We start from the raw sequence: 26,695 nt of genomic DNA, 5'->3' as shown, positions 1-26,695 counted from the left end.
GTCGGCGCACCTGCTAGAGTCTCGCCCCGGGCTGTGCGCAATCGCGCTTGGCGGGCGCGCAACACCACCGCCGTGCCCCCTGGAACCGGGGCCTGACGGGCAAATTCCTCAGGTTGGTGACGCGAAGCGAATATGAGCGTCTACGACTAGTGCAAGTGACACTGCCGCCGCCGTCATCGGCGCCTGGCACTTTGAAATTGGGAGAGTATGTATGGTCATCAAACCCCGCGTTCGCGGCTTTATCTGTGTGACGACCCACCCGGTCGGCTGTGAAGCCAACGTCAAGCAACAGATCGATTACGTCACCCAGCAGGGCGCCATCGACGCAGGGCCGAAGAACGTACTGGTACTCGGCGCTTCCACCGGCTACGGCCTGGCAGCGCGGATCACCGCAGCGTTCGGCTGTGGCGCCAACACCCTCGGGGTGTTCTTCGAGCGCGGCAGCGTTGACGGCAAGCTGGGCACCGCCGGCTGGTACAACACCGCGGCGTTCCACAAGTTCGCCGAAGAAAAGGGCCTGTACGCCAAGAGCATCAACGGCGATGCCTTCTCCGATGCGGTCAAGGCCGAGACCATCGAGACCATCAAGCGCGACCTGGGCAAGATCGACCTGGTGGTCTACAGCCTGGCCGCACCGCGCCGCACCCACCCCAAGACCGGTGAAGTGCTGAGCTCGACCCTCAAGCCACTGGGCAAGTCCGTGACCCTGCGCGGTGTCGACACCGACAAGGAAATCGTCAAGGAAACCACCCTGCAGCCGGCGACCCAGGAAGAGATCGACGGCACCGTGGCGGTGATGGGCGGCGAAGACTGGCAGATGTGGATCGACGCGCTGCACGAAGCCGGTGTCCTGGCCGAAGGCGCCAAGACCACCGCCTTCACCTACCTGGGCGAGAAGCTGACCCACGACATCTACTGGAACGGTTCCATTGGCGAAGCCAAGAAGGACCTGGACCAGAAAGTCATCGGCATGCGCCAGCAACTGGCCGGCCTGGGCGGCGACGCCCGGGTGTCGGTGCTCAAGGCCGTGGTGACCCAGGCCAGCTCGGCGATCCCGATCATGCCGCTGTACCTGTCGCTGCTGTTCAAGGTGATGAAGGAGCAGGGCAGCCACGAAGGTTGCATCGAACAGGTCTACGGCCTGTACAAGGACAGCCTGTACAACAGCGAGCCGGTGATCGACCAGGAAGGTCGCCTGCGTGCCGACTACAAGGAACTGCAACCGCAGGTCCAGGACCGGGTCAAGCAGCTGTGGGACCAGGTGACCAGCGAGAACCTCTACGAGATGACCGATTTCGTCGGTTACAAGCAAGAGTTCCTGCGCCTGTTCGGTTTCGAGATCGAAGGTGTCGACTACGAAGCCGACGTCGATCCGGACGTGAAGATCAGCAACCTGATCCAGCTGTAATCCGCTCGTAGCATCAGCCAGCGCCCCTCCCTCGTGAGGGGCGCTGTCGTTTGCATCCCCCTATTTCCCGTAGGAGCCAGCTTGCTGGCGAAGAGGCCCGCAGGTCTTGTGCTGGTCTTGGAGACGCCTTCGCTGGCAAGCCAGCTCCTACGAGGGCGGGGCGGGGCAATTGCGCAAGATCGTTCAAGCCAGGGGCGCCGGCAGGTGGCACAGTCAGCGTCCGTTACTTGTGTGCAGGGTTTTATGTCCAGCGTTCTCCTACCCCGTGCCGCGTTCATCCGTGGCGCCATCGCCATCATGCCGCTGTCCCTGGCCACCGCGCCCTGGGGACTGCTGGCCGGTTCCATGGCCATCGAGGCCAATCTCACGCCGCTGCAGGGCCAGGGCCTGTCGAGCATCGTTTTCGCCGGGGCCGCGCAACTGGTGGCCATCGGCATGCTCAAGGGCGGGGCGGGGATCTTCTCGATCCTGCTGACCACCTTGCTCCTGACCTCCCAGCACTTGCTCTACGGCATGAGCATGCGCTCGGTGATCTCGCCCTTGCCGGGCCGCTGGCGGGTGGGCCTGGGCTTTCTGCTCACCGACGAGCTGTTCGCCTTGACCAGCGCCCACGACAAGCAGCAGTTCGACCGCTGGTACGCCCTGGGCGTCGGGCTGACTTTCTATGTGGCCTGGAACCTCTTCACCCTGCTGGGCATCGTGCTGGGCAAAAGCATTCCCGGCCTTGAGCACCTGGGCCTGGACTTCTCCATCGCCGCCACCTTCATCGCCCTGATCACGCCCTTGGTGCGCAATGTGCCGACGGTGGTCTGCGTTGCCGTATCGCTGTTCTGCTCGGTGCTGTTCAGTTACTGGCACTGGGGATCGGCGCTGGTGCTGTCGGGGCTGGCGGGCATGACCGCAGGTTTTGTCTGCAACAAACTCTATCGGGGGCAAGCATGATGGTCTGGGCAGTCATCTTCGGCATGGGCCTGTTGGTCTTTCTCAATCGCTACGTGTTTCTCGAACCGCGCCTGCCGTTGCGCCTGAGCAGCAATGCCCGGCAGTTCCTCGGCTTTGCGGTGCCGGGCATGCTCACGGCGATCTGCGGCCCCATCGTGTTCGTGCCCGACCACGAGCTGAACCTGCACTGGAGCAACCCCTACCTACTCAGCTCCCTGGTGGCCATTGCGCTGGTGATCTACACCCGCAACACCCTGCTCAGCATGCTGTTGAGCATGGGGTTCTTTTTCCTCCTGCGCTGGTGGTTCTGAGGGCCGTTTGCGGTAGCCTGTGCAGCTTTCGGCACAGGCCGACCTTCAACCGCAACGGATGCATCGGATGAGCGAATTTCCCCACGATATCGACCTGGACGCGTTCTGGGACCGGGCCACCAGCAGCAAGATCAACCAGCCCCCCGCCAGCCCTGGCGTCATAGCCCAGTTGCAGGCGCAACTGGGCTATCGCCTGCCGCTGTCCTACGTGGCCTTCATGAACCGCTACAACGGCGGGCGCCCGCACCTCAGCTGTTTCCCCACCGAGCAGGGCACCTCCTGGGCCGAGGACCACTGCGCGATCGACAGCTTTCTGAGCATCGGCTGCGATGGCGACTATTCCCTGGGCGGTGGCCTGGGCAGCCGTTTCATGATCGAGGAGTGGGGCTACCCGGACCTGGGGGTGTACATCTGCGATTGCCCCTCCGCCGGCCATGACATGGTTGCCCTGGACTACAGCGAGTGCGGGCCCGAGGGCGAGCCGCGGGTGGTGCATGTGGACCAGGAGGCCGACTACGCGGTGACAGTGCTGGCAGCGGATTTCGAGGCCTTTGTCCGCGGGCTGGTGTCGCCCGAGGTCTACGACACCTCGGAACAGGATTACCTGGATGATCTGGACAAGGTCGCCCACGCGCCGTTCTCGCCCCTGCTGGAGGAACTGCTCGGCCATTTCAGCGCAGTCCCCGACCTGGGGCCGCTGATCCGCCAGATCGCCTTGCGCATCGTCCATGAGAAGCGCTACTTCGCCCTGCATGCCGATCCACTGTCGCAACTGCTCTATGACCTGCAGTTCTGGCTGTACCAGAATCGCTACCCGGTCCCTAACAAAGAGGCGTACCTGCTGGTCTATCAGGACATGATCGCCTTCGCCAGGGGCTTCGGCACCGGCGGCTACGCCCCGGACTTCATCCGCGACTGGTTCCGTAACCGCCTGGCAGGCGGCCAGCTGCGGCAGGCGGCGGGCGGGTTCGCCCTGGCCCCGGCCTACCAGGCGCAATTGCTGGAACAACTGGCCGGGTTTCGCCCCGCACCCCTTCACGCCCAGGAGCAGCCATGAGCGAGGAAACCATCCGCATCACCGCCGAACAGACCCTCTCCGACAACTGGTACGTGCTGAAGAAGTACAGCTTCGAGCTGCGCCGCCGCGACGGCAGCTGGCAGGCCCAGGACCGCGAGGTCTACGACCGGGGCAATGGCGCAACCATCCTGCTGTACAACCTGCAACGGCGCACGGTGCTGCTGACCCGGCAGTTCCGCATGCCGGCCTTCGTCAACGGCCACAGCGGCTACCTGATCGAGACCGCTGCCGGGCTCCTGGACAACGCCAGCCCCGAGGTGCGCATCCGCCAGGAAGCCCAGGAGGAAACCGGCTACCGGGTCGGCGAGGTGCAGAAGGTCTTCGATGCCTTCATGAGCCCGGGTTCGGTGACCGAGCGGGTGCATTTCTTCATTGGCCATTACCAGGCCGAAGACCGGATCGACGCAGGCGGCGGGCTGGAGCACGAAGGCGAGGACATCGAGGTCCTGGAACTGGATATCGACCAGGCCCTGGGCATGATCAAGAGCGGGGAGATCGCCGACGGCAAGACCATCATGCTCCTGCAATACCTGCAACTGCATGTGCTCAAGCCCCGCAGCCTGATGGTGCTGGTGGCCGGCCCTTATCGCTCTGGTACCGACGATGACCCGGCGCTGCTGGCGCGCAATGTCGAGGCCATGGAGCACTGCGCGGCGCAGGTCCTGGCGGCGGGGCACTTTCCGGTACTGGGGGAATGGGTGGCGTTGCCCATGACCCGGCTGGCGGGTTCCCGGGCGGTGGGCGACGAGATCTACAACCAGCGCTTTCATGCCTACGCCGAGCGCCTGCTGGAACGCTGCGATGCGGTGCTGCGCATCGGCGGGCCGTCGGCGGGCTGCGATGCCATGGTCGAGATCGGCCAGCGCCTGGGCCTGGCCCTCTATCACCGGGTGGAGCAACTGCCGGTGGTGCCCGGCGGCACTGGCTGACGCGCCGCTCCAGGATGCCCCGGCGCCGGCAATCGGCTCCGGGGGAATACCCGCATAGGCCCCGCCAGGGGCTTTTCTTCAGGCCCTGCGGGGAAAAACTGTCTATCGTCAATAGGCAAGCGGGAGCTTCGTCGAAGGCCGCGTGAGGCAGGGTCGCACCGGTCGGTTTGTCGTTATGGCGCCTGGAGCACTATGGAAAACTTCGGTCTTGATCCGTCTCAAGGGCGCAGCACCTCCAATCAGGCGCTGACCCGCGCCACCTTGCTGGGTTGCTCGGGGCTGCTGCTGGCGCTGTTTCTCTTCACCGGTGTGTTGCTGGTATACATCGCCCTCGACCAGAACCTCGAGGCCGAGCAGCACAACCGCCTGGACATCGACAAGGCCCTGCAATCCTTTGCCGGCAATGCCCGCACCACCCTCAAGGACTACGCCCTCTGGGGCGATGCCTACCAGCACCTGCACCTTAAGGTCGACCTGGACTGGGCCTTCAACCGGCAGAATTTCGGCCCCACGCTGTACCGCGACCTGGGCTTTGACGGGGTGTTCGTGATCAACCCGGCCGGCCACACCGTGTACTCCCTGGTGGCCGGCGACCTCAGCGAGATGGATGCCCGCGACTGGCTGGGCGAGGCGTTGCCGCCCCTGGTCAGCGCAGCGCGCGAGGCCGGCGGCAAGGTGGTGGACCGTTACCAGTCGATTGCCGGCACCCCGGCGCTGGTGCTCGCCGCTGTCATAGGCCCGGGCAACGACCCGCAAGTGCGCCCTGATGCCGGGCCGCAGTCGGTGCTGGTCTTCGTCGCCCGTTTCGACCCGCCGCGGTTACTGGCCCTGGGCCAAGGCCTGGACATCGAGCATCTGCAGGTGGCCCGTGCCGCCACGGACCAGAGCTTGCCGACCCTGGACTTGCCCGACGGCGCCGGAACCCTGCAATGGCGGCCGGCGCGCCCCGGGCACCAGTTGCTGGTGCTGGTGATGCCGCTGTTGCTGCTGGCCGGCCTGCTGGTGGGCCTGATGGCGGCGTTCCTGTTGCGCCGCGCCGATGCTGCAGCGCAGGTCATGGACCGGCAGGTCCAGGCGCTGCGCGCCAACCGCTGGGCCCTGGCCGCGAGCGAGGAGCGCTTTCGCGATGTGGCTGAAGCTGCGTCCGACTGGATCTGGGAAGTCGACGGGCAGCTGTGCTTTACCTACCTGTCCGAACGTTTCGAGGCGGTCACCGGGTTGACCCGGGAGTCGACCCTGGGGCGGCCGATGACCGAGCTGCTGAGCTGCGAACAGGGTTCGCTGGGCCAGTGGCTGGCGGCCCCGGAGCGGCGTTCCCAGGCGATCCAGCAGTGCCTGTACCGGGATGGCCAGGGGCAGTCGCGAGTCTGTCGCCTGTCGGTGCGGGCCATGGCCGCCGGGGGCTTTCGCGGCACCGCCAGTGATATCACCGAGGAGGTCGCGGCTCGAAGGCGGGTCGAGTACCTGTCCCAGCACGATGCCTTGACCGGCCTTGCCAACCGCACCCGCATGCAGGAGTTTCTCGAAGGCCGGCTGCAGGCCCCGCCGACCCTGCAGGAACCGCTGCTGATGCTCAGCGTCGACCTGGACCGTTTCAAACCGGTGAACGACTTGCTGGGGCACGCCGCTGGCGACCAGGTGCTGCATGAGGTGTCCCAGCGCCTGGCCCAGTGCCTGCGCAGCGAGGACCTGGTGGCCCGGGTCGGCGGCGACGAGTTTGTCCTGGTGGTCACCGGCCAGGTGGCTGGCCACGAGATCGAAGGCTTGTGCCGGCGCCTGATCGAGCGGATCGAGGAACCGTTCTATATCGCCGGGCACGAGGTCTTCATCAGCGCCAGCATCGGCATTGCCCGGGCCCCGGGCGACGCCTCCCAGGCCGAAGAGCTGCTGCGCTTTGCCGACATTGCCCTGTACGAGGCGAAAGCGGCGGGGCGCAGCACCTGGCGTTTCTATGCGCCCTACATGAATGTGCGGATCATCGAACGGCGGCGCCTGGAGCGTGACCTGCGCCATGCCATCGAGCAGGACCAGCTTCTCCTGCATTTCCAGCCGCGCTACCGCGTGCTCGATGGCCAGTTGATGGGCGCCGAGGCCCTGGTGCGCTGGCAGCACCCCCAGCATGGCTTGCTGGGGCCGGACGTGTTCGTGCCGATTGCCGAGGACACCGGGTTGATCCTGCCGCTGAGCAACTGGGTACTGCACGCAGCCTGTCGTGCGGCGCGAGCCTGGCCGGAAGGCCGACTGCTGGCGGTCAAGCTGTCGCCGGCGGAATTTCTGCGCGGCCAGCTGGTGGCGCGGATCGCGGCGGTGCTCAAGCAGAGCGGCCTGGAGCCGTCACGCCTGGAGCTGGAAATGACCGACAAGGTGCTGCTGGACGACAGCCGCCACGTGCTCACCATCATGCAGGGGCTCAAGGCGCTGGGGGTGCAGTTGCTGATCGACGATTTCGGCACCGGCTACTCGGCGCTGCAGTACCTGCAGACCTTCCCCCTGGATGGCCTGAAGATCGACAGCAGCTTCATCGCCCGGCTCAACCACAACGATGCCGGGCGCTCCATTGTCGAGGCGATTGTCGACCTGGGGCATGCATTGTCCTTGCGGGTGGTCGCCGAGGGGGTGCAGACCGCGGCGCAGTTCGGGGTCTTGCGCGACATTCAGTGCGATGAGGTGCAGGGCCCGCACCTGAGCCCGCCGCTGGACCAGGAGGCCCTGCTGAAGCTCTATGGCGAAGCCGCCCGGGCCTCGCGCCCGATCACCTGAGCCTGTGTTTCAGGGCAGGTGGTCGGCGGCGAAGTCGGCCTCCGAGCGCGCTTGCAGGCGGCCTTTGCGGCAGGCCTGCTGGAAGCGCTCGAAATCCCGTTCGTTCTGCGTGGCATAGGCCTGGGCGTAGTGCCACAGGGCTTCGGCCAGGGTTTCGCTCTTGCCGATGTAGCCGCTGATCCGCGCGGCCTGGCCCGAGGCCTTGGCGTGGGCCCGGGCCAGGGCCCGGCCGCAGATCCTGGCATAGGCGGCGAAGGTATCCTCGTCGAAGGTCTCAAGTTCCGCCGAGACCTTCATGTCGCGCAGTTGGCGCACATAGAAATGACGGCCGTTGGGGCCGGTGGTCCAGCCCAGGAACAGATCGCTGGCGGACTGCATCAGGCGCTGGCCTTCCACCACCCGCTGGCCGTTGTGCCTTGGCTTTGAGCGTTCGCGCACATAGTCGGCGAGCACCGAGCGCCGGGCTTCCTTGAATTGCAGGAAGAGTGGCCGCTGCTGGGCGTCGGTGAGCAGCGCCACCAGGCAGCGGGTGCCGACGCTGCCAACCCCCACCACCTTGAAGGCCAGGTCGCAGGGCTGGAACCGTGCCAGCAGGTCGCGGCGGTCGGCCTGCAGGGTGCCGCGGTAGTCGCGCATGAAGGTGTCGTACAGCGGCCGCCAGTCTTCCAGGCGCATCCAGTCATCGTCGGGGTCCAGCAGGCTGGTGGTGTTGTGCAGGTGGAAGATTTCCGGCAGGTCGTCGCGAATCAGCAGGCGGCCCCGGGCGTCGCGTTCGCTGATCTTGGGCAGGAGCTCGGCATGGGTGCGCCGGGCGGCCTTGTCGATGGCCCGTTGCACATGCTCCAGGGTGTCGCTGTTGGAGCGCGCCTGGTGCAGCAGGTCTTCGTAGGTCAGGGCGTCGTACCAGATCTCCAGGGCGCTTTGCCCGGCGCAGGTGGCCATGCTGCGCTGATAGGCGCCCACCAGTTCGCGGCACAGGGCCTCTTCGACCCCCGGGCCGTGGCGCAGGTGCCGGGCGGCTATCAGGAAGCTCGCCACCAGGCGCTTGAGGTCCCACTCCCAGGGGCCGGGATGGACCTCGTCGAAGTCGTTGACGCTGAACAGCAGGTTGCGCTCGGGGGTGGCAAAGCCGCCGAAGTTCATCAGGTGGCAGTCGCCGCAGATGGTCGAGCGCAGGCCCATGTCCGGGGTGCTGGCCAGGTCGTGGGCCTGGAGCAGGGCGTTGCCACGGTAGAAGGTGAAGGGCGACACCAGCATGCGCCCGTAGCGCAGTGCCACCAGGGACTGGACCCGGCCCTGGCTGGAGGCCTCGATCAACGGCAAGGGGTCGCGCTTGATCTGCCCGGGATCGGAATGGGAGCTGCGGGGGCAGTCCTTGCGGGCTTGCTTGCCGAGCTTGATCGAATCGTCGGGGCGGTTCATGGACAGCTCCTGTACCAGGCCTTAGCGGTAGGGGGGAGGTTTGGCTAGGGTTGTGCGGGCAACTCCTGACGCGCCTGCCGGATCGGCAGTTCCACGCGAAAGGTGCTGCCGACGCCCGGCTGGCTCTGCACGCTGATCTGCCCGCCGTGCTTCTTGACGATGCCGTAGGACAGCGACAGGCCCAGGCCGGTCCCCTGGCCCACCGGCTTGGTGGTGAAGAAGGGGTCGAAGATCTTGGCCAGGTGCTCCTGGTCGATGCCGCAGCCGCTGTCGCTGACCTCCAGCCAGACCCGCTCGCCGTCCACGCCGTTGCGCAGGGTAATGGTGCCGCGCTCGGGGCCTATGGCCTGCGCCGCGTTGACCACCAGGTTCATCACCACTTGATTGAGTTGGGAGGGCAGGCATTCGATTTCCGGCAACGGCTGGTAGTCGGTGACCAGGTCGGCCTTGTACTTGAGCTCGTTGGCCACGATGTTCAGGGTCGAGTCGATGCCCTGCTGCAGGCTCGCCAGCTGCCATTGCTGGTCGCTGTCGACCCGGGAGAAGTTCTTCAGGTCCTTGACGATCTGCGCCACCCGGCCGATGCCTTCCTTGGACTCCCTGATCAGTACCGGAATGTCCTGCTGGAGGAAGTCCAGGTCGATGCTCTCGCGCAGGCTCTGCAGGTGCTTGCGCAGTTCCGGCGCGGCGATGGCTTCTTCGGCCTGGCGATAGGCGCTGAGCATCTGGTCGAGCTGCTGCAGGTAGCCTGCCAGGCTGCCGAGGTTGGAGGACACGAAACCGATGGGGTTGTTGATTTCGTGGGCGACCCCGGCGGCCAGTTGCCCGAGGGAGGCCAGTTTTTCCGATTGCACCAGCTGGTTTTCCAACTGCTTGCGTTCGTCGATCTCCAGTTGCAGCGCCGCCCCGGCCTGCCTCAGGTCTTCGGTGCGCTGCTGCACCAGGTGCTCCAGGTGATGCATTTGCAAAAGCGCGCGGGCGGTCATTTCCCACTTGCTGGTCAGGGTGTTGGCCATCTGCTGGACTTCGATGTTGTCAAAGGGCTTCTTCAGGATCAGCAGGCGGTGATGACCCTGCAGGCGCTCCAGCAGCTCTTCCCAGGAATAGTCGGAGTAGGCGGTGCACACCACCACCTGTAGCCGCGGGTCCTGTTGCCAGAGGCGTTCGATGGTCTGCGCGCCGTCCCAGCCCTGGGGCATGCGCATGTCGACAAACGCCAGGGCATAGGGACGCTGCCGCTCCTGGGCCTGGCAGACCATGGCCAGGCCTTCCTCGCCGCCGTAGGCCGAATCCAGTTCGAAAGGCTGTTGCCGGGGCTTGGCCGTGGCGCCGAACAGCTGTGCCTCCAGGTCATCCAGGCCGTTGTCGTCTGCCTCGGGCGGGGTGAGGATCTTGCGAAAGTCCTCGTGGATCGACGGGGTATCGTCGATCAGCAGGATCCGGCGATTGTTCAACTGGTCCATCATGGGTCCTCTGCGCTGATCAGCGGGATGTCCAGGGTGAAGGTGGCGCCCAGGCCGGGGCCATCACTGTGCACATTCAATTGTCCACCCATCTCCATGGCCGCCAGGGCGCAGCTATGCAAGCCGAAGCCATGGCCGTCCTTGCGGGTGGTGAAGCCGTGGGAAAAAATCCGCGTCAGGTTCTCCGCGGGGATGCCTTCGCCTTCATCCTTGACGCTGATGCTCAGGGTCTGGCCGTCCAGCACTCTGGCGCTCAGGGTCAGGGTCCGTGAATGATCATCAAGGTTGGACATGGCGTACTTGGCGTTGCTGATCAGGTTGATCAGGATCAGCAGCATGCGGTGCTTGTCGCCCATCACCGGAGGCAACGGGCCATAGTCCTTGACCACCGTGACCTGATGCCGGGCCAGGGCGCCGGAGTTCATGCGCAGGGCGTCTTCGATCAGCTCGGCGACCCGCAGGGGTTCTATCAGCCGAGAGGCTCCGGCATAGGATTGCTGGGTGGCGACGATTTCCTTGATGTGGTCGACGCTGCGGGCCAACTGAGCCAGTTCTTCGCCCATGCCCTGCTGCTCGGTGGCTATGGCTTCGACCAATTGATTGAGGTAGCCGGGGAGCAGCTTGCCTTTGTCGTCTTCGGTGAAAAAATGCCCCAGGTCATCTTGGTGCTGATTGATCAACTGCATGGCCTTGCCCAGCCCTTGTGCCTTGCTGGAGCGCAGGGTGCGGCTGAGCATTTCGCTGCAGATATTCACGCTGTTGAGCACGTTGCCGACGTTGTGCAGGACGTTGGTCGCAATTTCCGCCATGCCCGCCTGGCGGGCGCTGTCCATGAGTTCGCTCTGGGCTTCCTTGAGCTCCCGGGTGCGTTCCTCGACCCGGTGTTCCAGGTGCTCGTTGGCGCTCTGCAGGGCCGTGTTCACCCGGCGGATGACCGCGTAGCTGCGTACCAGCCTGACGGCCAGGTAGAGAATCAGTATCACCAGCAAGGCGGCAAAGAGCAGCAGGTACTGGTGGGCCTTCTGGTCCTGCAGGTCGGCCTGCGACTGATCGGCGTTGAGCAGATGGGTGATGTCGTCCAGGCGCTGGGCGATGGGGATCGAGGTGATGCGCTCCAGCAGGTCGTTGACCACCGGCTGCTCCCGCAGAATCACCGAGACGTGGTTGCTGAGGATCTCCACCGGCTCATGCATGGGTTCGGGCAGGCGCTCCTTGTTGACCGCCAGTTTGTTCAGCCCCACCAGGATGTCTGCGGCCCGGTCGTCGCTGGAAACCTGGGCGAACTCCAGGCTGCTGAGCAGCAGGTCATAGGTATCGATGGCAATGGTCTGCTCTGACAGCCGAGCCTGGTCGTCAAGGCCGGCCAGGCGGCGCTGGATATCGTCTTCGGCAGTGGGCAGGAAGGCCAAGGAGTTGCGCAGCACCGCGTTGTGGGTCTTGAAACGCTCCACCAGGCCGGCCTTTTCCTGGAAGGCCTCGATGAACGCCTGGTGGCCGGCCGTCCAGGCGGCCGGGTCATTGTGGTTCTGTTGTGAAAGCTGATCGAAGCGGTTCCACAGCTGGTTGATCTCTTGCACCGGCATGACCAGTGGATCGTAGTCGTGGGTGATGGCGATCCGAGCCTTGAGCACCTCGGTTTCCCATTGGGCATTCAACTGCTTGATATGGCTGATCAGGTCCCGCGCCAGTACGTAGTTCGAGGGCTGGCCGATCACCGTCTTGAAGTAGAGAAAGGCCAGCCCCAGCACCAGGCTCAGGGTCAGTAGCGACAGCAGCATGATCGGCACGCGTCGGGACAGCTTCATAAGGGCTTGCCCTGCCATTCGCCGGTCAGGGTCTTGAGAAACTTGACGATCAGGCTGATGTCCTGGGTATTGGGCGGGCGCCCCAGCTGATACTTGAACATGACTTCCACAGCCTGCTCCAGGGTCGGCGCCGAACCGTCGTGGAAGTAGGGCGCAGTCACTGCGACATTGCGCAGGCTGGGCACCTTGAACACGTTGCGGTCCTGTTCGTCGCCGGTGACCAGGAAGCGCCCCAGGTCGGCGTCGGTGGGGTTGCCGCGGGCAGCGAAGTAGTCGCCCATCACGCCGAACTTCTGAAACATGTTGCCGCCGATATTGACCCCCTGGTGGCAGGCGATGCAGCCGTAATCCTTGAAGCGCTGGTAACCGTATTTTTCTTCCAGGCTGAGGATGTCGGTATTGCCTTGCAGGTACTGGTCGAACCGCGAGTTGGCGCTGAGCAAGGTCTTTTCATAGGTGGCCAGGGCATTTTGCACGTTGGCTGCGGTGATGCCGTCCGGGTACAGGGCACCGAAGGACTTCTGGTAGGCGCTGTCATCGCTCAAGGTGCGGATCAGCGCCGGCCAGGTGTTGCCCATCTCGCTGGGGCTTTGCACGACGCTGTCGATCTGCGCTTCCAGGGATTCGACGCGCCCGTCCCAGAACTGCCGGAAATTCAGCGCGGCATTGAACACGCTGGGGGTGTTGACCCGGGTGGATTGCCCCTTGAAACCCGACGATTTTGCCTGGGAGTCGGCCCCGCCCTGGTCCAGCCGGTGGCAGCTGGCACAGGACAGGCTGTGGTCCTGGGACAGGCGCGGTTCGTTGAACAGCTGGCGCCCGAGCTCGACCCGCTGGGGGTCGAGTGCCGGCGGTGCGGGCAACGGCTTGAGCGGTTCGTCCAGGGGCGCGGCGAAAGCGCTCGGGCTGGTGGCGCCCAGCCCTGCCCAGAGCAGCAGGAGCAGTACCCGTGCGCGGCGGCGCGGCGGCTGGCGCGGTTGTTCAGTGGTCATGGTCCGTCACCTGGAACTGCGGCCTGTGCTTGCCCAGCAGGCGAGCGAAGTCTTCGGCGGGCAGCGCCTTGCTGAAGTAGTAGCCCTGGGCTTCCTCGCAGCCTTGCTGCTGGAGAAAGGTCAGTTGCTGGTGCGTCTCCACCCCTTCGGCGATGACCTTCAGGTTCAGGCTGCGCCCCAGGTTGATGATGGCGCTGACCAGTACGGCATCCTTGTGTTCGTGGCTCAGGCCGTGGATGAAGGATTGGTCGATCTTGAGCACATCCACGGGAAACTTGCGCAGGTAGCTCAGGCTCGAATAGCCGGTACCGAAATCATCGACGGCCAGGCGCACGCCCAGGGCCTTGATCGCCAGCAGGGTAGCCAGCGTGACCTCGACGTTCTGCAGCAGTACGCCTTCGGTGATTTCAAGTTCCAGCCAGGCCGGGTCCAGGGCGTTGTCGCTGAGCGCGTCGCGCAGTTGCTGGAGCAGTTGCGGCTGCCTGAAGTCAGCCGCCGACAGGTTGATGGACAACGGCACAGGGGGCAGGCCGGCGTTCTGCCAGGCCCGGCACTGGCGAGTGGCTTCCCCCAGGACCCATTGGCTGATGCGGGTGATCAAGCCGCTGTCTTCGGCCACTGGAATGAACAGCTCGGGGCTGATCCAGCCCTGTTGCGGGCGTTGCCAGCGAATCAGCGCTTCAGCGCCTACCACATTGCCCGAGGCCAGGTGGATTTTCGGCTGGTAATGCAGGTGGAACTCCCGGCGTTCCAGGGCCTGGAGAATCCCCGACTCCAGGTATTGCTGCTCCCGGGCCCGGTGCGTCATGTCATCGGTGAAGAAACAGTAGCTGCCCGGTGCCTGCTCCTTGCTGGTGCGCATGGCCATCTCGGCTTTCTTGATCAGCGCCAGGGCATCCTGGCCATCCTCGGGGTACAGGCTGATGCCCAGGCTGGCCGTCACCTGCAGGTCGTGCCCGGCGATGTCATCGAACTGGCTCACGGTGGCCAGCAGCTTTTGTGCAAGCGCGCGTATCTGCGCCGGATGCTGCTGGTCATGGAGCACCACCACGAACTCGTCGGAGCCGTAGCGAAACAGCGAGTCCGACTCGCGCATGCCTTGTTCCAGGCGCCGGGCGATTCTCTTGAGCAACTCGTCCCCGGCCGGGTATCCCAGGGCATGGTTGATCCGCTTGAACCGGTCCAGGCCGAAGAACATCACCGCCAGTCGCTGCTCATAACGGCGGGCCCGCGCCATGGCCTGGCCCAGGCGGTCCCCCAGCAAGGTGCTGGAGGGCAGGCCGGTGAGTACGTCGTAGTGCAGCAGGTGGGAGACCTTGAGCAGTTCGGCCACCCGTCTTTCGATGGTCTGTTGCAGGTCGTCGAGTTTCTGCCGGGCGTCCTGTGCCATCTGCCACTTCCAGGTCAGCGCGCTGGCCATCTGGCGGATTTCCAGGCTGTCGAAGGGCTTTTTCAGGATCAGCAACTGGTCGCCGAATGCCAGGCGTTGCGCCATGGCTTCCCAGGAATAGTCGGAATAGGCGGTGCACAGGGCGATCTGCAGGTCCGGGTCGGCGTTCCACAAGCGCTCGATGGTTTCCAGCCCATCCCAGCCGGGGGGCATGCGCATGTCGATGAACGCCATGGCATAGGGCAGGCCCAGGGCCAGGGACGCTTCGACCCGGGCCAGGGCCTCTTGGCCCTGGAACGCCGAATCGAGGCAGAAGGGCGCTTGCTGCGCTGGCATCGTGGCGTGGCCGAACAACTGTTGCTCGGCCAGGCTCAGGTCCGGGGCCTGGCGCGGGGCCAGGATCTTGTGGAAATCCTCATGGATTGCCGGGCTGTCATCGACAATCAGGATCCGTCGGTTGGCCCGCCCTGGGGGCTGGTCCGAGGCTTCTTGTGCCTTTGTCTGTGCGTCACTGCCAGCGTCCATAGACCTTCCCTAGTACCCTGAGCCCGCCTTGCAACGTTGTCAGCATAGTCATTGCGCAGTGCCGCGGCTGACGAATTTATTTCGCGGGGGGCAATGGCGTGAAAATAAAAAACTCATCTAGGATTGTCTGGGAAAAACCGCCGCTGCCGAGCCGTCCGTGAGCACGGAGCGGGGCAGCCTATGCCGCACAGGGAGAACCCCATGGAAGATCCGCAGCCGGTTGAGCCAGGTAGGCGTCCACGTGTGTTGCTGGTGGACGACGAGGAGTCGATTCTCAACAGTCTCAAGCGCCTGCTGCGTTCCGAGCCCTATGAAGTGCTGCTGGCCAACAGCGGCGCCAGAGCGCTGGAGATCCTCGCCGAAGGCCCCGTCGACCTGGTGATGAGCGACGCGCGCATGCCCGGCATGGACGGCGCGGCCCTGCTGGCCCGGGTGCGGGAGAAGTACCCGGCGGTGCGGCGAATCCTGCTCACCGGTTATGCCGATCTGAACACCATCATCAAGGCCGTCAACGACGGGCAGATCCACCAGTACCTGAGCAAGCCCTGGAATGACGAAGAGCTGCTGCTGATCCTGCGCCAGACCCTGGAGCACCAGCTCGCCGAGCGTGAGCTCAAGCGTTTGCAGCAGTTGGTCCTGGAGCAGAACCAGCAACTCAAGGCCAGCAACGCCAGCCTGGAACGGCATGTGGCTTCGCGGACCGCGGAGCTGCAGCAGACTGCCGACATGCTCGACCTGGCCTACGAAGAACTCAAGCACAGCTATGTGACCGCCACCGAGGTGTTTTCGCTGCTGGCCAACCTGCGGCTGCCCGCGGACAAGCAAACCAACCGCAAGATCATCGAACTGGTGCGTGCCTGCTGCAAAAGGCACGGCCTGGACGAGGCCAGCAGCCGCGACCTGACCATGGCGGCGGCCCTGTACAACATCGGCAAGTTGAGCTGGAGCGATGCCATGCTGCTGGCGCCGGCGGACTTGTTGCGCCATACCGATCAGGCGCGCTACCGCGCCTACCCCGAGCAGAGCGAATCGGTGCTGATGGCACTGGAACCGATGCAGGATGCCGCGCGGCTGATCCTTCATCACCAGGAGCGCTGGGACGGCAGCGGCTTTCCCCAGCGCCTCAAGGGCGAGGCGATTCCCTGGGGCTCCCGGCTGTTGAAGCTGGCGGTGGATTTCATCGAGTTGCAGTGCGGGCTGATTCTGGAACGGCACATGAACAGCGATGAAGCCCTGCTGTTCATTCGCAAGTACGCGGGCCGCCTGTACGACCCGAATCTGGTGGAAGACTTTGTCCAGGTCTGTGCCGCCTACCAGAGCGATGTCACCGTCGATGATCCGACGGTCAAGGTCCTGGGAACCCGGGAGCTGCAGGCCGGGATGGTCCTGCGGCGCAACCTGAATGCCGACAACGGCATGTTGCTGCTCAATGCCGGCAAGGTGCTCAGCGAACCGCTGGTGCAGAAACTGATCGCCTTCGAAGCCATGGAAGGGGCCCGCTACAGCATCTTCGTCAGCGTTCCCGACGCCTGAGTGGCGTGTGCGGTCCGTCGTGCTTGCCCGGTACTGCAGTGATCCGTCATATTTTGCCCCCCGCGTAGTGGGCGCCCTGAGGTGCTCCGGGCGATTTCGGATCGCGGCGGATGACCCTGGAGCGAACCCATGGATATACCAACCCTGCTGCTGTACATCGTCACCGTCAGCGCGGTGATGATTACCCCCGGCCCCTCGATGTTGCTGGCCTTGAACAATGGCGCGGTGCATGGCATGCGGGTGGCTGGCTGGGGCATCGCCGGCGCGGCGTTGTCCGACCTGCTGCTGATCGGCGCGGTGGGCTGCGGCCTGGGGGCGTTGCTGCAGGCCTCGCAAGAGCTGTTCGTGGTGGTCAAGAGCTGCGGCGCGGCCTATCTGCTGTATCTGGCCTGGGGCTTGTGGCGAGCGCCTACCCGTGCCCTGGCCTGTACGGTGGGCGGGGCCTCGGCCAGCGGCTGGTCGGCGTTTCGCCGGGCGTTGCTGGTGGGGCTGTCAAACCCCAAGGGCCTGCTGTTTTTCTCCGCCTTCGTGCCGCAGTTCGTGCGCCCGGAGCAGCCGGTGGCCGAGCAGTACCTGATCCTGGCCGTGGTCAGCGCCCTGGTGGACTGCCTGATGATGAGCCTCTATGCCGTGGGTGGCCGGCGGGCCATGGCGCGCTTTTCCGCCCGGGTCATGGGCTGGATCAACCGCAGTTGTGCCGGCCTGCTGGCGGTGCTGGCGCTGGGTGTCGGCCTGTATCGGCGCAGTGAGGGCGCTGCCGCCTAGGGCATTGGCGGGTATTCTCCGGGCCGCTGCCTGACCGGCTTCTGCGGGACACCGGGCAATTGCTGTCATGTTCCGGCAACGCCGGCCTGCCAGAAAGATCAGGTTGTTTTCAATCCGTTCCACCCCGATGGCGGGGCCAGGACGATGCGCTTTCCCAAGGAGAAGGTCACGATGAGAAAGTTTTTTACCCTGATGGCAGCCCTGGTGCTGACCCTGGGGATGGTGGGCATCAGCGACGCACGTCAGCCCAAGCAGCAGCGCGATTCGGTGGCGGGTACCTTCGACTACTACCTGCTGACCCTGTCCTGGTCGCCGACCTTCTGCCTGATGCACCCGGAAAACGAGCAGTGCACCGGCAAGGGCTACGGTTTTGTCCTGCACGGCCTGTGGCCGCAATACGCCAAGGGTGGCTGGCCCGAGTCCTGCCCACCCCTGACCCAGCTCAATGCCCAGGAACGGGCCAAGGGCCTGACCCTGTTTCCCACCGCCAAGCTGATGAATCATGAATGGAGCAAGCACGGCACCTGCAGCGGCCTGGGGGCCATGGGGTACCTGGATGCCGCGGACAAGGCCCTGGCCAGGGTACAGATTCCCGAGGCGCTGCAGCCTTCGACCACGGTGCGCTATTTCGAGGCCAGCCAGATTGCCCAGCAGTTTCGCCAGAGCAACCCGGGGATCGCCGAGAACGGCATCGCCATTCTGTGCAGCGGCCCCGAGCTGTCCGAAGTTCGTGTTTGCCTGACCAAGGACCTGGAGTTCGGCGCCTGCGGCAAAGGCGTGAAGAACCAGTGCCGTGCCGGGCAGATCCGCATTCCGCCCATCCGCTGAAGGCACCTGCAAGAACCCCACCGATGTCGCATCGCTGTAGGAGCTGGCTTGCCGGCGAAAGCCTACCTGGGGCGGGTGCAAGCCGTGGCGGCTTCTTCGCCGGCAAGCCCGCTCCTACAGGGTGCGGAGCAGGGTTTGCAGGGCGGCGCTGCAATCGTGCATCGGTGCTCGCAACTGCGTTCCGATCAACCCCTGGTGGGCCAGCAGTGCCTTGACCGGCGCCGGGTTGGGTTCGGCGAACAGTGCCTTGATCAGCGGCACCAGTTGCATGAAGGTGCTCCGGGCCGCGTCCAGTTGCTGTGCCCGGACCTGTTGCAGCAAGGCGACGAACCGTTGCGGGTGGATATGCGCCGAGGCCGCAATGGCCCCATGGGCGCCCAGGCACAAGGCGTTGAACAGTTGCAGGTCCTCGCCGCACAGCACTTCGATCTGCCCGCAGGCCAGTAGCGCCAGGGTCTTTTCCAGGTTGCCGCCACAGTCCTTGACCGCCGCGATCCGTGGATGGGCCACGATGTTCAGCAAAGTAGCGGTGTCCAGGCTCACCCCGGTGCGGTAGGGAATGTCGTAGACAATCAGCGGCACGCTGGAGGCGTCGGCCACGGTGGCGAAGAAGCTCTCCAGGGCTGCTTGCGACGGCCGGATGTAGTAGGGCGCGGGCACCAGCAAGGCGGCCACCGCACGCTCGAGGATCTGTTCCTGCAGGCTCAGCAGCGACTTCAGGTTATTGCCCGCCAGCCCCATGATCACCTTCCCGGCGGGGGCTCGCTCCAGCACCGCATCGAGCACCGCCAACTGCTCGTCCTTGTCCAGGGCCGCGGCCTCGCCGGTAGTGCCGCAAACCACCAGCCCGGCTACGCCGCTTTCCAGCAGGTGAGTGGTCAAGCGCCCCAGGGCGGCGAAATCGACGGCACCGTCGATGAAAGGGGTGACGATAGGGACCCAGATACCTTGAAACGATGACATGCGTGTTCTCCTGATGGTTGACCGTCGGGTCGTCGTCAGAAGAGTAGAAGGGCGGTAAGCAGGGGGAGGGTGTCCGTAGCGCTTGAGGTCCTGTCAGCTCATCTGACGGGACACAGCGCCCCGGTCACATGAGCGACTGTTTCTTCGATTTAGAGCTGCAGGCCACGCGCGCCTCGACCTTGGCCGACAGGCCAATGGTGCGAAGGATGAAGGGCGTGGCTGGGGACATGGTCGCTGCAGGCTCAAGAATCAGGCGCCCAGTTTTAAAAGCCGGCGACCGCTTTGTCAATCCTCGAATCCGTTGAGTCCGCCGCGCAGGCTGCCAGGGTGCCTGCCCTGAGGGTCAGCCCGGGCCTGGGTTGTCCGGCGCGCTGATGCGGTACAGCAGGCTCGGCGCCTGGCCGGGAAAATCATCCAGTTCGCCTTCCAGGCTCAGCCCCAGGCGCTCCAGGGCGCACCGCGAGGGCAGGTTGTCGGGGCGCACCAGGCCGGTGACCCGCGGTGCATGCAGTTCGCTGAAGGCCAGGTGCAGGGCGGCCCGGGCCATTTCCGCGGCATAGCCCTGGCCCCAGGCCTCGGGGCGCAAGCGAAAGTACAGGTTCAGCCCCGGCTCGTGGCCGAAGAAGCCCTGCATGATCCCGCCGAAGCCGATCAGCCGTTGCGGGTCGCTGCGCAGGGCGATGGCCCAGTAGCCGAAACCGTGCTGCTGCCAGTGTTCGATCCAGCCGTGCAGCTTGTCGGCGCAGGCGGCAGCGTTGATCGGGCCGTTGGGGTTGAAGCGGTTGGTCTGCGGGTCGCCATGGATGGCACAGGCCTGGGGCAGGTCGTCCAGGGTCGGGGCGCGCAGTAGCAGGCGGGCAGTTTCTTGGCAGGAGGCAGGCATTGGCGCGGCTCTATGGCTTAGGGGCCTGGAGAAGGTAGGTGATAGGCCATCGGTTCTCAACCAGAGGCGGTCGGGGCATTGCTTGCCAGGCTAAGTATTGATCCAGGTCAAGAGTGTTGAATCTAGTTCCGTTGCCAGGGAAGTTATTTCCCTGGAGGCAATAGCGCGATTAAAAGTGCTATCTAAACTCGATTCGGTCGGGCGCTGGGCAGTTGTTGTAGTGGATTGCTCATCAGGCTCGGGAAAGTTCTGCAGGTACGCAGAAGAAGTCTTCGGGTAATCGCAGGATGCGCCAGTTGCTGTTTGATCATGACGAGCAATTACCAGACTTCCTGCGAGGTTTTTCAAATGAAAAACAATCTCCCGGTGACTCAGCGTGAGCGGGTGTTTCCTGCCGAACAACGGCTTATTTCCGCCACCGATACCCATGGCAAGATCACTTACTGCAATGACGAGTTCGTTGCGGTCAGCGGTTTCAGCCGCGAACAGCTGATTGGCAGCCCGCACAACATCGTGCGCCATCCGGACATGCCCGAAGCGGTGTTCGGCCATATGTGGTCCTACCTCAAGGACGGCAAGAGCTGGATGGGTATCGTCAAGAACCGTTGCCAGAACGGTGATCATTACTGGGTCAACGCCTATGTCACACCGATATTCAGCCAGGGCGTGATTGCCGGCTACGAATCGGTGCGGGTCAAGCCCGAGCGCCAGCAGGTGGAGCGCGCCGCCGCCCTGTACTCGCACCTGCGCAGCACCCGCCTGGCCACGCCCTGGCGCCATCGGCTGCTGGGCGCCGGGGTGTTTGTGCTGCCGCCGCTGCTGGCGGTACTGGCCAGCGCCATGGCCGGCTGGCTGGCCGGGCCCTGGGCCGGGCTGGGAGTGGCGCTGCTCGGGCTCTTTGCCGTGCAGGCCCACGGCGCCTACCGCACCGGGCAGTTGCTGGGGCGCATCAGCGCGGTGTCCCTGGGCAGTTTCGACAGCGAGCTGATTGCCCGCACCTATACCGATGAGCGAGGCCCGGTGGCACGCCTGCAGATGATCCTGATCAGCGAGGCGGCGAAGATCCGTACCGCCCTCAGCCGCCTGGGGGACTACGCCAACCAGGCGGCGTCACTGGCTTCCACCAGCCAGAACCTGTCGCGCCAGGCCGAGTCGGCCCTGGGCAAGCAGCGCGACGAAGCCGACATGGCGGCCACGGCGATGAACCAGATGGCTTCGTCGATCGCCGAGGTTTCGGTGCACATCCATGACACCGCCGCCGCGGCCGACCAGGTCAACGAGCTGACCCAGGTGGGCTCCCTGGAGGCGCGCCGTTCCCGGGTGGTGATCGAGAAACTGGCGGATACGGTGGATGCGGTCAGCCAGTCGGTGGAAGGCCTGGCGCAGGAAACCCAGTCGATCCAGGTGGCGGCGAACATGATCCATTCGATCGCTGAGCAGACCAACCTGCTGGCCTTGAACGCAGCCATCGAGGCGGCGAGGGCCGGCGAGCAGGGCCGGGGGTTCGCCGTGGTCGCCGATGAGGTGCGGGCCCTGGCGTCGAAGACCCGGGAATCGACCCAGAGCATCCAGCGCATCATCCAGAGCCTGCAGCAGGTGGCGGGCCAGGCCGTGGAAGTGGCGCGCCAGGGCAGCGTGGAGGCGCGCTCCGGGGTGGCCCAGGTAGTCAGCACCCAGCAGGCGCTGGACGGCATCAACTCGGCGGTGGAGCGCATTCACCAGATGAGCCAGCAGATGGCCGCGGCGTCGGAGCAGCAGGCCCATGTGGCCGAGGAAATCTCCGAGCAGATCAGCAATATCGCCCGGGTCTCGGACCAGAATGCCGATATTGCCGTGCACTCCTGCAGCATTGGTGGCGACCTTGAGTCCACCGCCCATGAACTCAATGCACTGGTGACCCGATTCAATAGTTGATTGCCGGGCGCGATCCACAAGTTCGTCGCGGCCTGCGCGGTGTCACGACAGCCCGTCACCGGCAGGGTAGTTTTGTTCAATACCGCCTCACCCCGGCCTCGTAGTCTGTGCGGCTCCAACCCACAGAGACAAAGAGGCAAGTGATGAGCGTAGTGTTTTCCATGGCGGCCTTTGCCCTGGCGGCCTCCATTACCCCGGGGCCGGTGAACATCGTCGCCCTGGGCAGCGGTGCGCGGTTCGGCTTCAGGGCCAGCCTGCGCCATGTGGCCGGGGCCACCCTCGGGTTTGTCCTGTTGCTGGTGCTGGTCGGCCTGGGGCTGCACGAACTGCTGCGCCAGTGGCCGGCCCTGACCCAAGGCATCCGCCTGTCCGGCGTGGCCTTCCTGCTGTACATGGCCTGGAAGCTGGCCCGGGACGATGGCCGGCTGGATACCGAGGGCCAGCCTCGGGCGCCGTCGGCCTGGTATGGCGCCCTGATGCAGTGGCTCAACCCCAAGGCCTGGCTGGCTTGCGTGGCCGGCATGGGGGCCTTCGCCGCCGATGGCGAGGCGCGGCTGGTGTGGCTGTTCGCGGCGGTGTACCTGGTCATCTGCTACCTGTCGGTGGCCTGTTGGGCCTATGCCGGCAGTTTTTTGCGCCATTACCTGGGCAACCCGGCGGGCATGCGCCTGTTCAACCGGGCCATGGCCGCCTTGCTGGCAATCAGCGCGGCCTGCCTGCTGCTTTGAATGCAACTGGGCGTCAGTGGGCCTGGGGTTCGCCGCGCCTGGCCCGTCGCGGCCCCTGGTACTGGCCCGGGGTGGCCCCCAGATGCTGCTTGAACGCGCGCTGCAAGTGCGCCTGATCGGCGAAGCCCGCGGCCTGCGCCACCTCGGCGATCGGCGCGCCCTTGCGCAGGCGGGCCTGGGCGAACTGCACCCGCCGGTTGACCAGGTAGGCATGGGGCGCCATGCCGTACTGCTGCTTGAAGGCGCGGATCAGGTAGGAGGCCGAAAGCTGCGCAGCCTGGCAGATCTGTTCCAGGTCCAGGGGCTCGGTACAGTGCTGGCGGATGAACTGCGCGGCCCGCTCAAGCTTGTGGTTGTTCTCCCGGGGTAGGGCCTTGGCCGGGTTCAGGCGCTGTTGCAGCTCGCTGAAGAACGCCACCACGCAGCTGTGCTTGTGCAGCGTCTCCGCCTGTGGGTCCACGAGGGCGTGGTACAGCTGCTCGAGGTCGGCGAAGAGTTGCGGGTCGTCGCTGCTGGTTTCCTCGAAGGGCTGGAACTGCAACTCGGGGCTCACGCCCAGTTCATGTTGCAGGCGGGTCAGCCAGGGCGTGTCGACGTACAGCATGCGGTACGACCAGGGCTGGTCGTCGATGGGGTTGCAGGCGTGGACCACCCCGGGGTTCATCAGCACCACGGTGCCGGCGCCCACCTGCCTTTGCGTCTGCTCGCTGACGTAGGTACTGACCCCTGCGGTGATGCAGCCGATGGAGAACTGCTCATGGGCATGAGCGCAATAGCAGACCTTGCGCCCGTCGGCGATGGAGCGGGCCTCGATGAAGGGCAGGGCCGCATCGCGCCAGAAGAGGGGGGCGTCTGCAGAGGGCGGGGCGGTTTTCGTCAAGGCCATATCCATCGCTCAAGGACCGGCCACGAGTGTATTAGCTTCGCGCGTCGAAGGCGCGTTGCAGCGTCGCGATATCGAGTTTTTTCATCCCCAGCAGGGCCTGCATCACTCGCTCGGAACGGGCCGGGTCGGGGTCGCACATCATCTGCGCGAGCGTCTGCGGCACGATCTGCCAGGACAGCCCGAAGCGGTCCTTGAGCCAGCCGCATTGCTGGGCCTGTTTCGGGCCGCCAAACCCCAGGGCATTCCAGTAGTGGTCGAGTTCGGCCTGGGTGCGGCAGTGCACTTGCAGCGACACCGCTTCGTTGAAGGTGAACGCCGGGCCGCCGTTGAGGGCACTGAAGCCCTGGCCGTCAAGCTCGAACGTCACGTTCATCACCGAGCCTTCGGCGCGGCCATGGAACTCGAAGCCGGCCTTGCCGTAGTGGCTGACGTGGGTGATGCGCGAGTGCTCGAAGATCGAGCAGTAGAACTGTGCGGCCTCGTGGGCCTGATGGTCGAACCACAGGCACGGGGTGATGGTCTGGATGCGTTGCATGGGGCGCTCCTCTGCGGGTTGAGCACGCTCGCACAAGCGTAGTCAACCCGCAGCCGGAGCGGGCTACCGTGGATCGGCGCGGGGCTAGAAGTCCCAGCGGGTGGCCAGTTGCAGGCTGCGCGGCTCGCCGTAGAAGCCGGTGCTGAAGTTGCCGATACCGGTGTAGTACTTCTTGTCGAAGAGGTTCTTCACGTTCAGGGTCGAGCTCAGGTGCTGGCTGAACTGGTAGCGGGCCATGGCATCCACCAGGAAGTAGCCGTCCTGGGTGATGCGCGAGTCATGCCCGCCATTGACCGTATCGCTCGGGTCGGGCTGGTACACCTTGCCGAAGAACTGGCTCTGCCAGTTGACCCCGCCGCCCACCGTCAGGCGGTCCCAGGCGCCGGGCAGGCGATAGGTGCTGAACAGCCGCGCCACCTGCTGCGGTTCGGTGCTCTGCAGCACCGAGCCGTAGACGTAGTCGTGATTGGCGTCGCGGGTGTGGTTGTAGCTGTAGCCGGCCGACAGGTTCCAGCCTTCGCTAAGCTCGCCAGCCACCTCGACCTCGAAACCCTTGGTGGTCGCGCCTTTGGTCGGGCGGTAGATGGCGTCGATGCCCCAGCCGTCCACCAGTTGCGCGACGTTGTCCTGCTCGGTGTGGAACACCGCGAAGCTGGCGTTGACCCGGCCATCCAGGTACTCGGCCTTGATCCCGGCTTCGTAGCTGTCGCCCTGCACCGGGTCGAGGATCTTGCCGTCGACGTCCTTGCTCATCTGCGGTTGGTAGATGCTGGTGTAGCTGGTGTACAGCGAGTAGCTGTCGTTGAGGTCGTAGACCAGCCCGGCATAGGGGGTGACCACGCCGGTCTGCTGGTAGCGCTGGCGTGCGTCGGGGCTGCTGGGGTCGAGGTAGCGGGTGTTGTCGATGCCCTTGAAGTCGCTGACCCGGGTGCCGAGGATCACCGCCAGGTCGTCGGTGGGCTTGAGGCGGGTGGCCAGGTAGGCGCCGGTCTGGCGCTGGAGGATGTCGTTGTCGCCGATCTTCGGGATGTCCGGCTTGGCGAACTCGCCGCGCCAGTCGTAGATGCTGCCGCCCACTGGCGGGTACACCGAACCGTGGACCGGGATGTCCTGTCTGGCGTTCATCAGCATGAAGCCGGCGATCAGCTCGTGCTCGCGGCCGAACAGGCTGAAGGGGCCGTGCAGGTTGATGTCGAGGTTGTCCTGGCGCTGGTCGCCCTTGAACTTGCCCATGTACATGAACATGCCGTCGCCGCTGGCCTGGTCCGGGTTGCCGCCGCTGGCCGAGCCCAGCAGGGTGTCGTGCTGGCGGCGCAGGTGGTCGTAGCTGACCTTCAGGGTCCAGTCATTGGCCAGTTGCTGTTCCAGGGAGGTGAACAGGGTCTGGTTCTTGAAGTCGCGGCGGCTCCAGTCGGTGGCCGGGTTGAACGAGCGGGAGAAGTGGGTCCGCGAGCCGTTGCTGAAGTACATCGGGAAGCCGGTCCAGGTGGCGCCCCGGGAGCGGGTGTTCTGCTGGTCCAGGCCGAGGGTCAGCAGCGTGTCAGGGGTCAGGTCGGCCTCCAGCACGCCGTAGGCGATGTCCTTGGTGTTCTGGTAGTGGTCGAGGTAGGAGCTGCGGTCCTGGTAGACCCCGACAAAGCGCCCGCGCAGGTTGCCGGTTTCGGTCAGCGGGCCGGAAATGTCCCCTTCGCTGCGGTAGTTGTCCCAGGAACCGACGGTGCCGGTGACCGAGGCCTTGAACTCCTTGGTCGGCCGCTTGCGGATCAGGTTGACGGTGGCCGACGGGTCACCGGAGCCGGTCATCAGGCCGGTGGCGCCCTTGATGATTTCCACCCGGTCGAAGGTCGCCATGTCGGTGCTGGTGGTGCCGTAGTCGTAGACCCCGTCGTAGGTGGCGTTGACCCCGTCGTACTGGAAATTGGTGATGGGCAAGCCGCGGCTGGAGAACTCCCAGCGCTCGCTGTCGTAGTTCTGCACGCTGACCCCGGGGGCTCGGCGCAGGGTGTCGGCGATGCTGGTGGCGCCCTGGTCGTCCATCTGTTGGCGGGTGATCACCGTCACCGTTTGCGGGGTTTCGCGCAGCGACAGGTTGAGGCCGGTGGCCGAGGCGCTGGCCCCGGTGGTGTAGCTCTGGCTGCCTTCGGTGACGCTGCCCAGGCCCTGGGCGGAAATCTGCGTGGTGCCCAGTTGCAGCGGGCCGCTGGTGGCGGGAAGTGCCTTGAGCACATAGCCGCCACTGACCGCCTGGGCTTGCAGCCCGGAGTTCGCCAGCAGCAGTTGCAGAGCCTCTGCGACGCTGTAGCGGCCGTTCAGGCCGGGGCTCTGCTTGCCGACGGCCAGGTCGTTGTGCCCGGCAATGAACACCGCGCTCTGCTCGGCGAAGCGGTTGAGCACCGTGACCAGCGGCCCGGGGCCGATGCTGTAGCTGCGCCGTTCAGCCTGGGGCTGGTTCTGGCCCGCATCGGCAGCGGCGTGGGCCCAGGGCGCGGCGCCGCACAGCAGTGCGGTGCACAGGGGCAGGGTATGAAAGGGCAGGCGCGAACGACGGGGTGATGGCATGGGGTTCCCTTGTGGGTCGGCAATGTGAGGACTGTTACCGGGTTAACCGAAGGGCGTCGGAAAAAGGGAACCTGCC

21 protein-coding genes and 1 pseudogene are annotated in these 26,695 nt (G+C 65.1%); 12 read left to right on the top strand and 10 right to left on the bottom strand.

Features of this window, described 5'->3' with window-relative positions; genetic code table 11:
- The first annotated feature begins 211 nt into the window (after positions 1–211).
- From fabV to AC07R1_RS06385, 6 genes are all read left to right on the top strand, one after another.
- A complete protein-coding gene (gene fabV, locus AC07R1_RS06410; protein WP_041118506.1) occupies positions 212–1,408 on the top strand; it encodes an enoyl-ACP reductase FabV in 1,197 nt (398 codons plus the stop codon).
- A gap of 243 nt (positions 1,409–1,651) precedes the next feature.
- Complete coding sequence (locus AC07R1_RS06405) at positions 1,652–2,350, top strand: AzlC family ABC transporter permease (protein ID WP_011061616.1); 699 nt, start codon at positions 1,652–1,654, stop codon at positions 2,348–2,350.
- Positions 2,347–2,661: an AzlD domain-containing protein gene (locus AC07R1_RS06400; protein WP_495110296.1), complete on the top strand. Its 315-nt coding sequence runs from the start codon at positions 2,347–2,349 to the stop codon at positions 2,659–2,661. The genes AC07R1_RS06405 and AC07R1_RS06400 overlap by 4 nt, the downstream gene beginning before the upstream one ends.
- Positions 2,662–2,728: 67 nt before the next feature.
- Positions 2,729–3,718, top strand: coding sequence for an SMI1/KNR4 family protein (locus AC07R1_RS06395; RefSeq protein ID WP_342403737.1), 990 nt, complete (start codon positions 2,729–2,731; stop codon positions 3,716–3,718).
- A complete protein-coding gene (nudK, locus tag AC07R1_RS06390) occupies positions 3,715–4,668 on the top strand; it encodes a GDP-mannose pyrophosphatase NudK (protein ID WP_011061613.1) in 954 nt (317 codons plus the stop codon). Before AC07R1_RS06395 ends, nudK begins: the two co-directional genes overlap by 4 nt.
- Positions 4,669–4,860: 192 nt before the next feature.
- Entirely contained in the window at positions 4,861–7,428 is a 2,568-nt protein-coding gene (locus AC07R1_RS06385; RefSeq protein ID WP_495110295.1) for a bifunctional diguanylate cyclase/phosphodiesterase, read from the top strand.
- A gap of 9 nt (positions 7,429–7,437) precedes the next feature.
- On the opposite strand, the gene AC07R1_RS06380 is transcribed toward AC07R1_RS06385, so the two are convergent.
- The 5 genes from AC07R1_RS06380 to AC07R1_RS06360 are packed head-to-tail and all read right to left on the bottom strand — an operon-like array spanning position 7,438 to position 15,025.
- Complete coding sequence (locus AC07R1_RS06380) at positions 7,438–8,850, bottom strand: DUF2252 domain-containing protein (protein ID WP_072450182.1); 1,413 nt, start codon at positions 8,848–8,850, stop codon at positions 7,438–7,440.
- Positions 8,851–8,894: 44 nt separating this feature from the next.
- A complete protein-coding gene (locus AC07R1_RS06375) occupies positions 8,895–10,313 on the bottom strand; it encodes an ATP-binding protein (RefSeq protein ID WP_011061610.1) in 1,419 nt (472 codons plus the stop codon).
- Positions 10,313–12,118, bottom strand: coding sequence for a DAHL domain-containing sensor histidine kinase (locus AC07R1_RS06370; RefSeq protein WP_495110294.1), 1,806 nt, complete (start codon positions 12,116–12,118; stop codon positions 10,313–10,315). Before AC07R1_RS06370 ends, AC07R1_RS06375 begins: the two co-directional genes overlap by 1 nt.
- Positions 12,115–13,110, bottom strand: coding sequence for a cytochrome-c peroxidase (locus tag AC07R1_RS06365; protein ID WP_495110293.1), 996 nt, complete (start codon positions 13,108–13,110; stop codon positions 12,115–12,117). Before AC07R1_RS06365 ends, AC07R1_RS06370 begins: the two co-directional genes overlap by 4 nt.
- The gene (locus AC07R1_RS06360; RefSeq protein WP_495110292.1) at positions 13,100–15,025 is read right to left on the bottom strand and encodes a GGDEF/EAL domain-containing response regulator; all 1,926 of its coding nucleotides are present in this window, start codon (positions 15,023–15,025) and stop codon (positions 13,100–13,102) included. Before AC07R1_RS06360 ends, AC07R1_RS06365 begins: the two co-directional genes overlap by 11 nt.
- A gap of 201 nt (positions 15,026–15,226) precedes the next feature.
- Here AC07R1_RS06360 and nosR point away from each other — a divergent pair, with 201 nt between their 5' ends.
- The 3 genes from nosR (at position 15,227) to AC07R1_RS06345 (ending at position 18,151) form a co-directional block, all read left to right on the top strand.
- Complete coding sequence (gene nosR, locus AC07R1_RS06355; RefSeq protein WP_495110291.1) at positions 15,227–16,558, top strand: response regulator c-di-GMP phosphodiesterase, NosR family; 1,332 nt, start codon at positions 15,227–15,229, stop codon at positions 16,556–16,558.
- 129 nt (positions 16,559–16,687) lie between these two features.
- Positions 16,688–17,323, top strand: coding sequence for a LysE family translocator (locus AC07R1_RS06350; protein ID WP_011061605.1), 636 nt, complete (start codon positions 16,688–16,690; stop codon positions 17,321–17,323).
- Between the two features lie 171 nt (positions 17,324–17,494).
- On the top strand, positions 17,495–18,151 hold the full coding sequence (locus AC07R1_RS06345; protein WP_011061604.1) for a ribonuclease T2 family protein: 657 nt from the start codon (positions 17,495–17,497) through the stop codon (positions 18,149–18,151).
- 114 nt (positions 18,152–18,265) lie between these two features.
- On the opposite strand, the gene dapA is transcribed toward AC07R1_RS06345, so the two are convergent.
- Positions 18,266–19,114, bottom strand: a complete 849-nt coding sequence (dapA, locus tag AC07R1_RS06340) for a 4-hydroxy-tetrahydrodipicolinate synthase (protein WP_011061603.1) — start codon at positions 19,112–19,114, stop codon at positions 18,266–18,268.
- 343 nt (positions 19,115–19,457) lie between these two features.
- A complete protein-coding gene (locus AC07R1_RS06335) occupies positions 19,458–19,997 on the bottom strand; it encodes a GNAT family N-acetyltransferase (RefSeq protein ID WP_220222744.1) in 540 nt (179 codons plus the stop codon).
- Positions 19,998–20,306: 309 nt separating this feature from the next.
- Between AC07R1_RS06335 and AC07R1_RS06330 the strand changes: the two are divergent.
- From AC07R1_RS06330 to AC07R1_RS06320, 3 genes and pseudogenes are all read left to right on the top strand, one after another.
- Positions 20,307–20,669: pseudogene (locus tag AC07R1_RS06330) on the top strand (PAS domain-containing protein); the annotation flags it as partial.
- A 168-nt stretch (positions 20,670–20,837) separates the two neighbouring features.
- A complete protein-coding gene (locus AC07R1_RS06325) occupies positions 20,838–21,911 on the top strand; it encodes a methyl-accepting chemotaxis protein (protein ID WP_428480450.1) in 1,074 nt (357 codons plus the stop codon).
- 143 nt (positions 21,912–22,054) lie between these two features.
- On the top strand, positions 22,055–22,639 hold the full coding sequence (locus AC07R1_RS06320) for a LysE family translocator (RefSeq protein WP_015635834.1): 585 nt from the start codon (positions 22,055–22,057) through the stop codon (positions 22,637–22,639).
- 13 nt (positions 22,640–22,652) lie between these two features.
- Here the strand turns inward: AC07R1_RS06320 and AC07R1_RS06315 are convergent, their stop codons facing one another.
- The 3 genes from AC07R1_RS06315 to AC07R1_RS06305 all read right to left on the bottom strand — a co-directional run bounded on the left by AC07R1_RS06315 (position 22,653) and on the right by AC07R1_RS06305 (position 26,619).
- Complete coding sequence (locus tag AC07R1_RS06315) at positions 22,653–23,531, bottom strand: AraC family transcriptional regulator (RefSeq protein WP_495110290.1); 879 nt, start codon at positions 23,529–23,531, stop codon at positions 22,653–22,655.
- Positions 23,532–23,556: 25 nt separating this feature from the next.
- A complete protein-coding gene (locus tag AC07R1_RS06310; protein ID WP_011061598.1) occupies positions 23,557–24,060 on the bottom strand; it encodes a VOC family protein in 504 nt (167 codons plus the stop codon).
- Between the two features lie 84 nt (positions 24,061–24,144).
- Complete coding sequence (locus tag AC07R1_RS06305; protein ID WP_495110289.1) at positions 24,145–26,619, bottom strand: TonB-dependent siderophore receptor; 2,475 nt, start codon at positions 26,617–26,619, stop codon at positions 24,145–24,147.
- Between the last annotated feature and the right edge of the window lie 76 nt (positions 26,620–26,695).

The organism is Pseudomonas sp. GW821-FHT07F01 (assembly GCF_059418825.1).
This window is presented reverse-complemented; position numbering and strand designations above follow the sequence as displayed.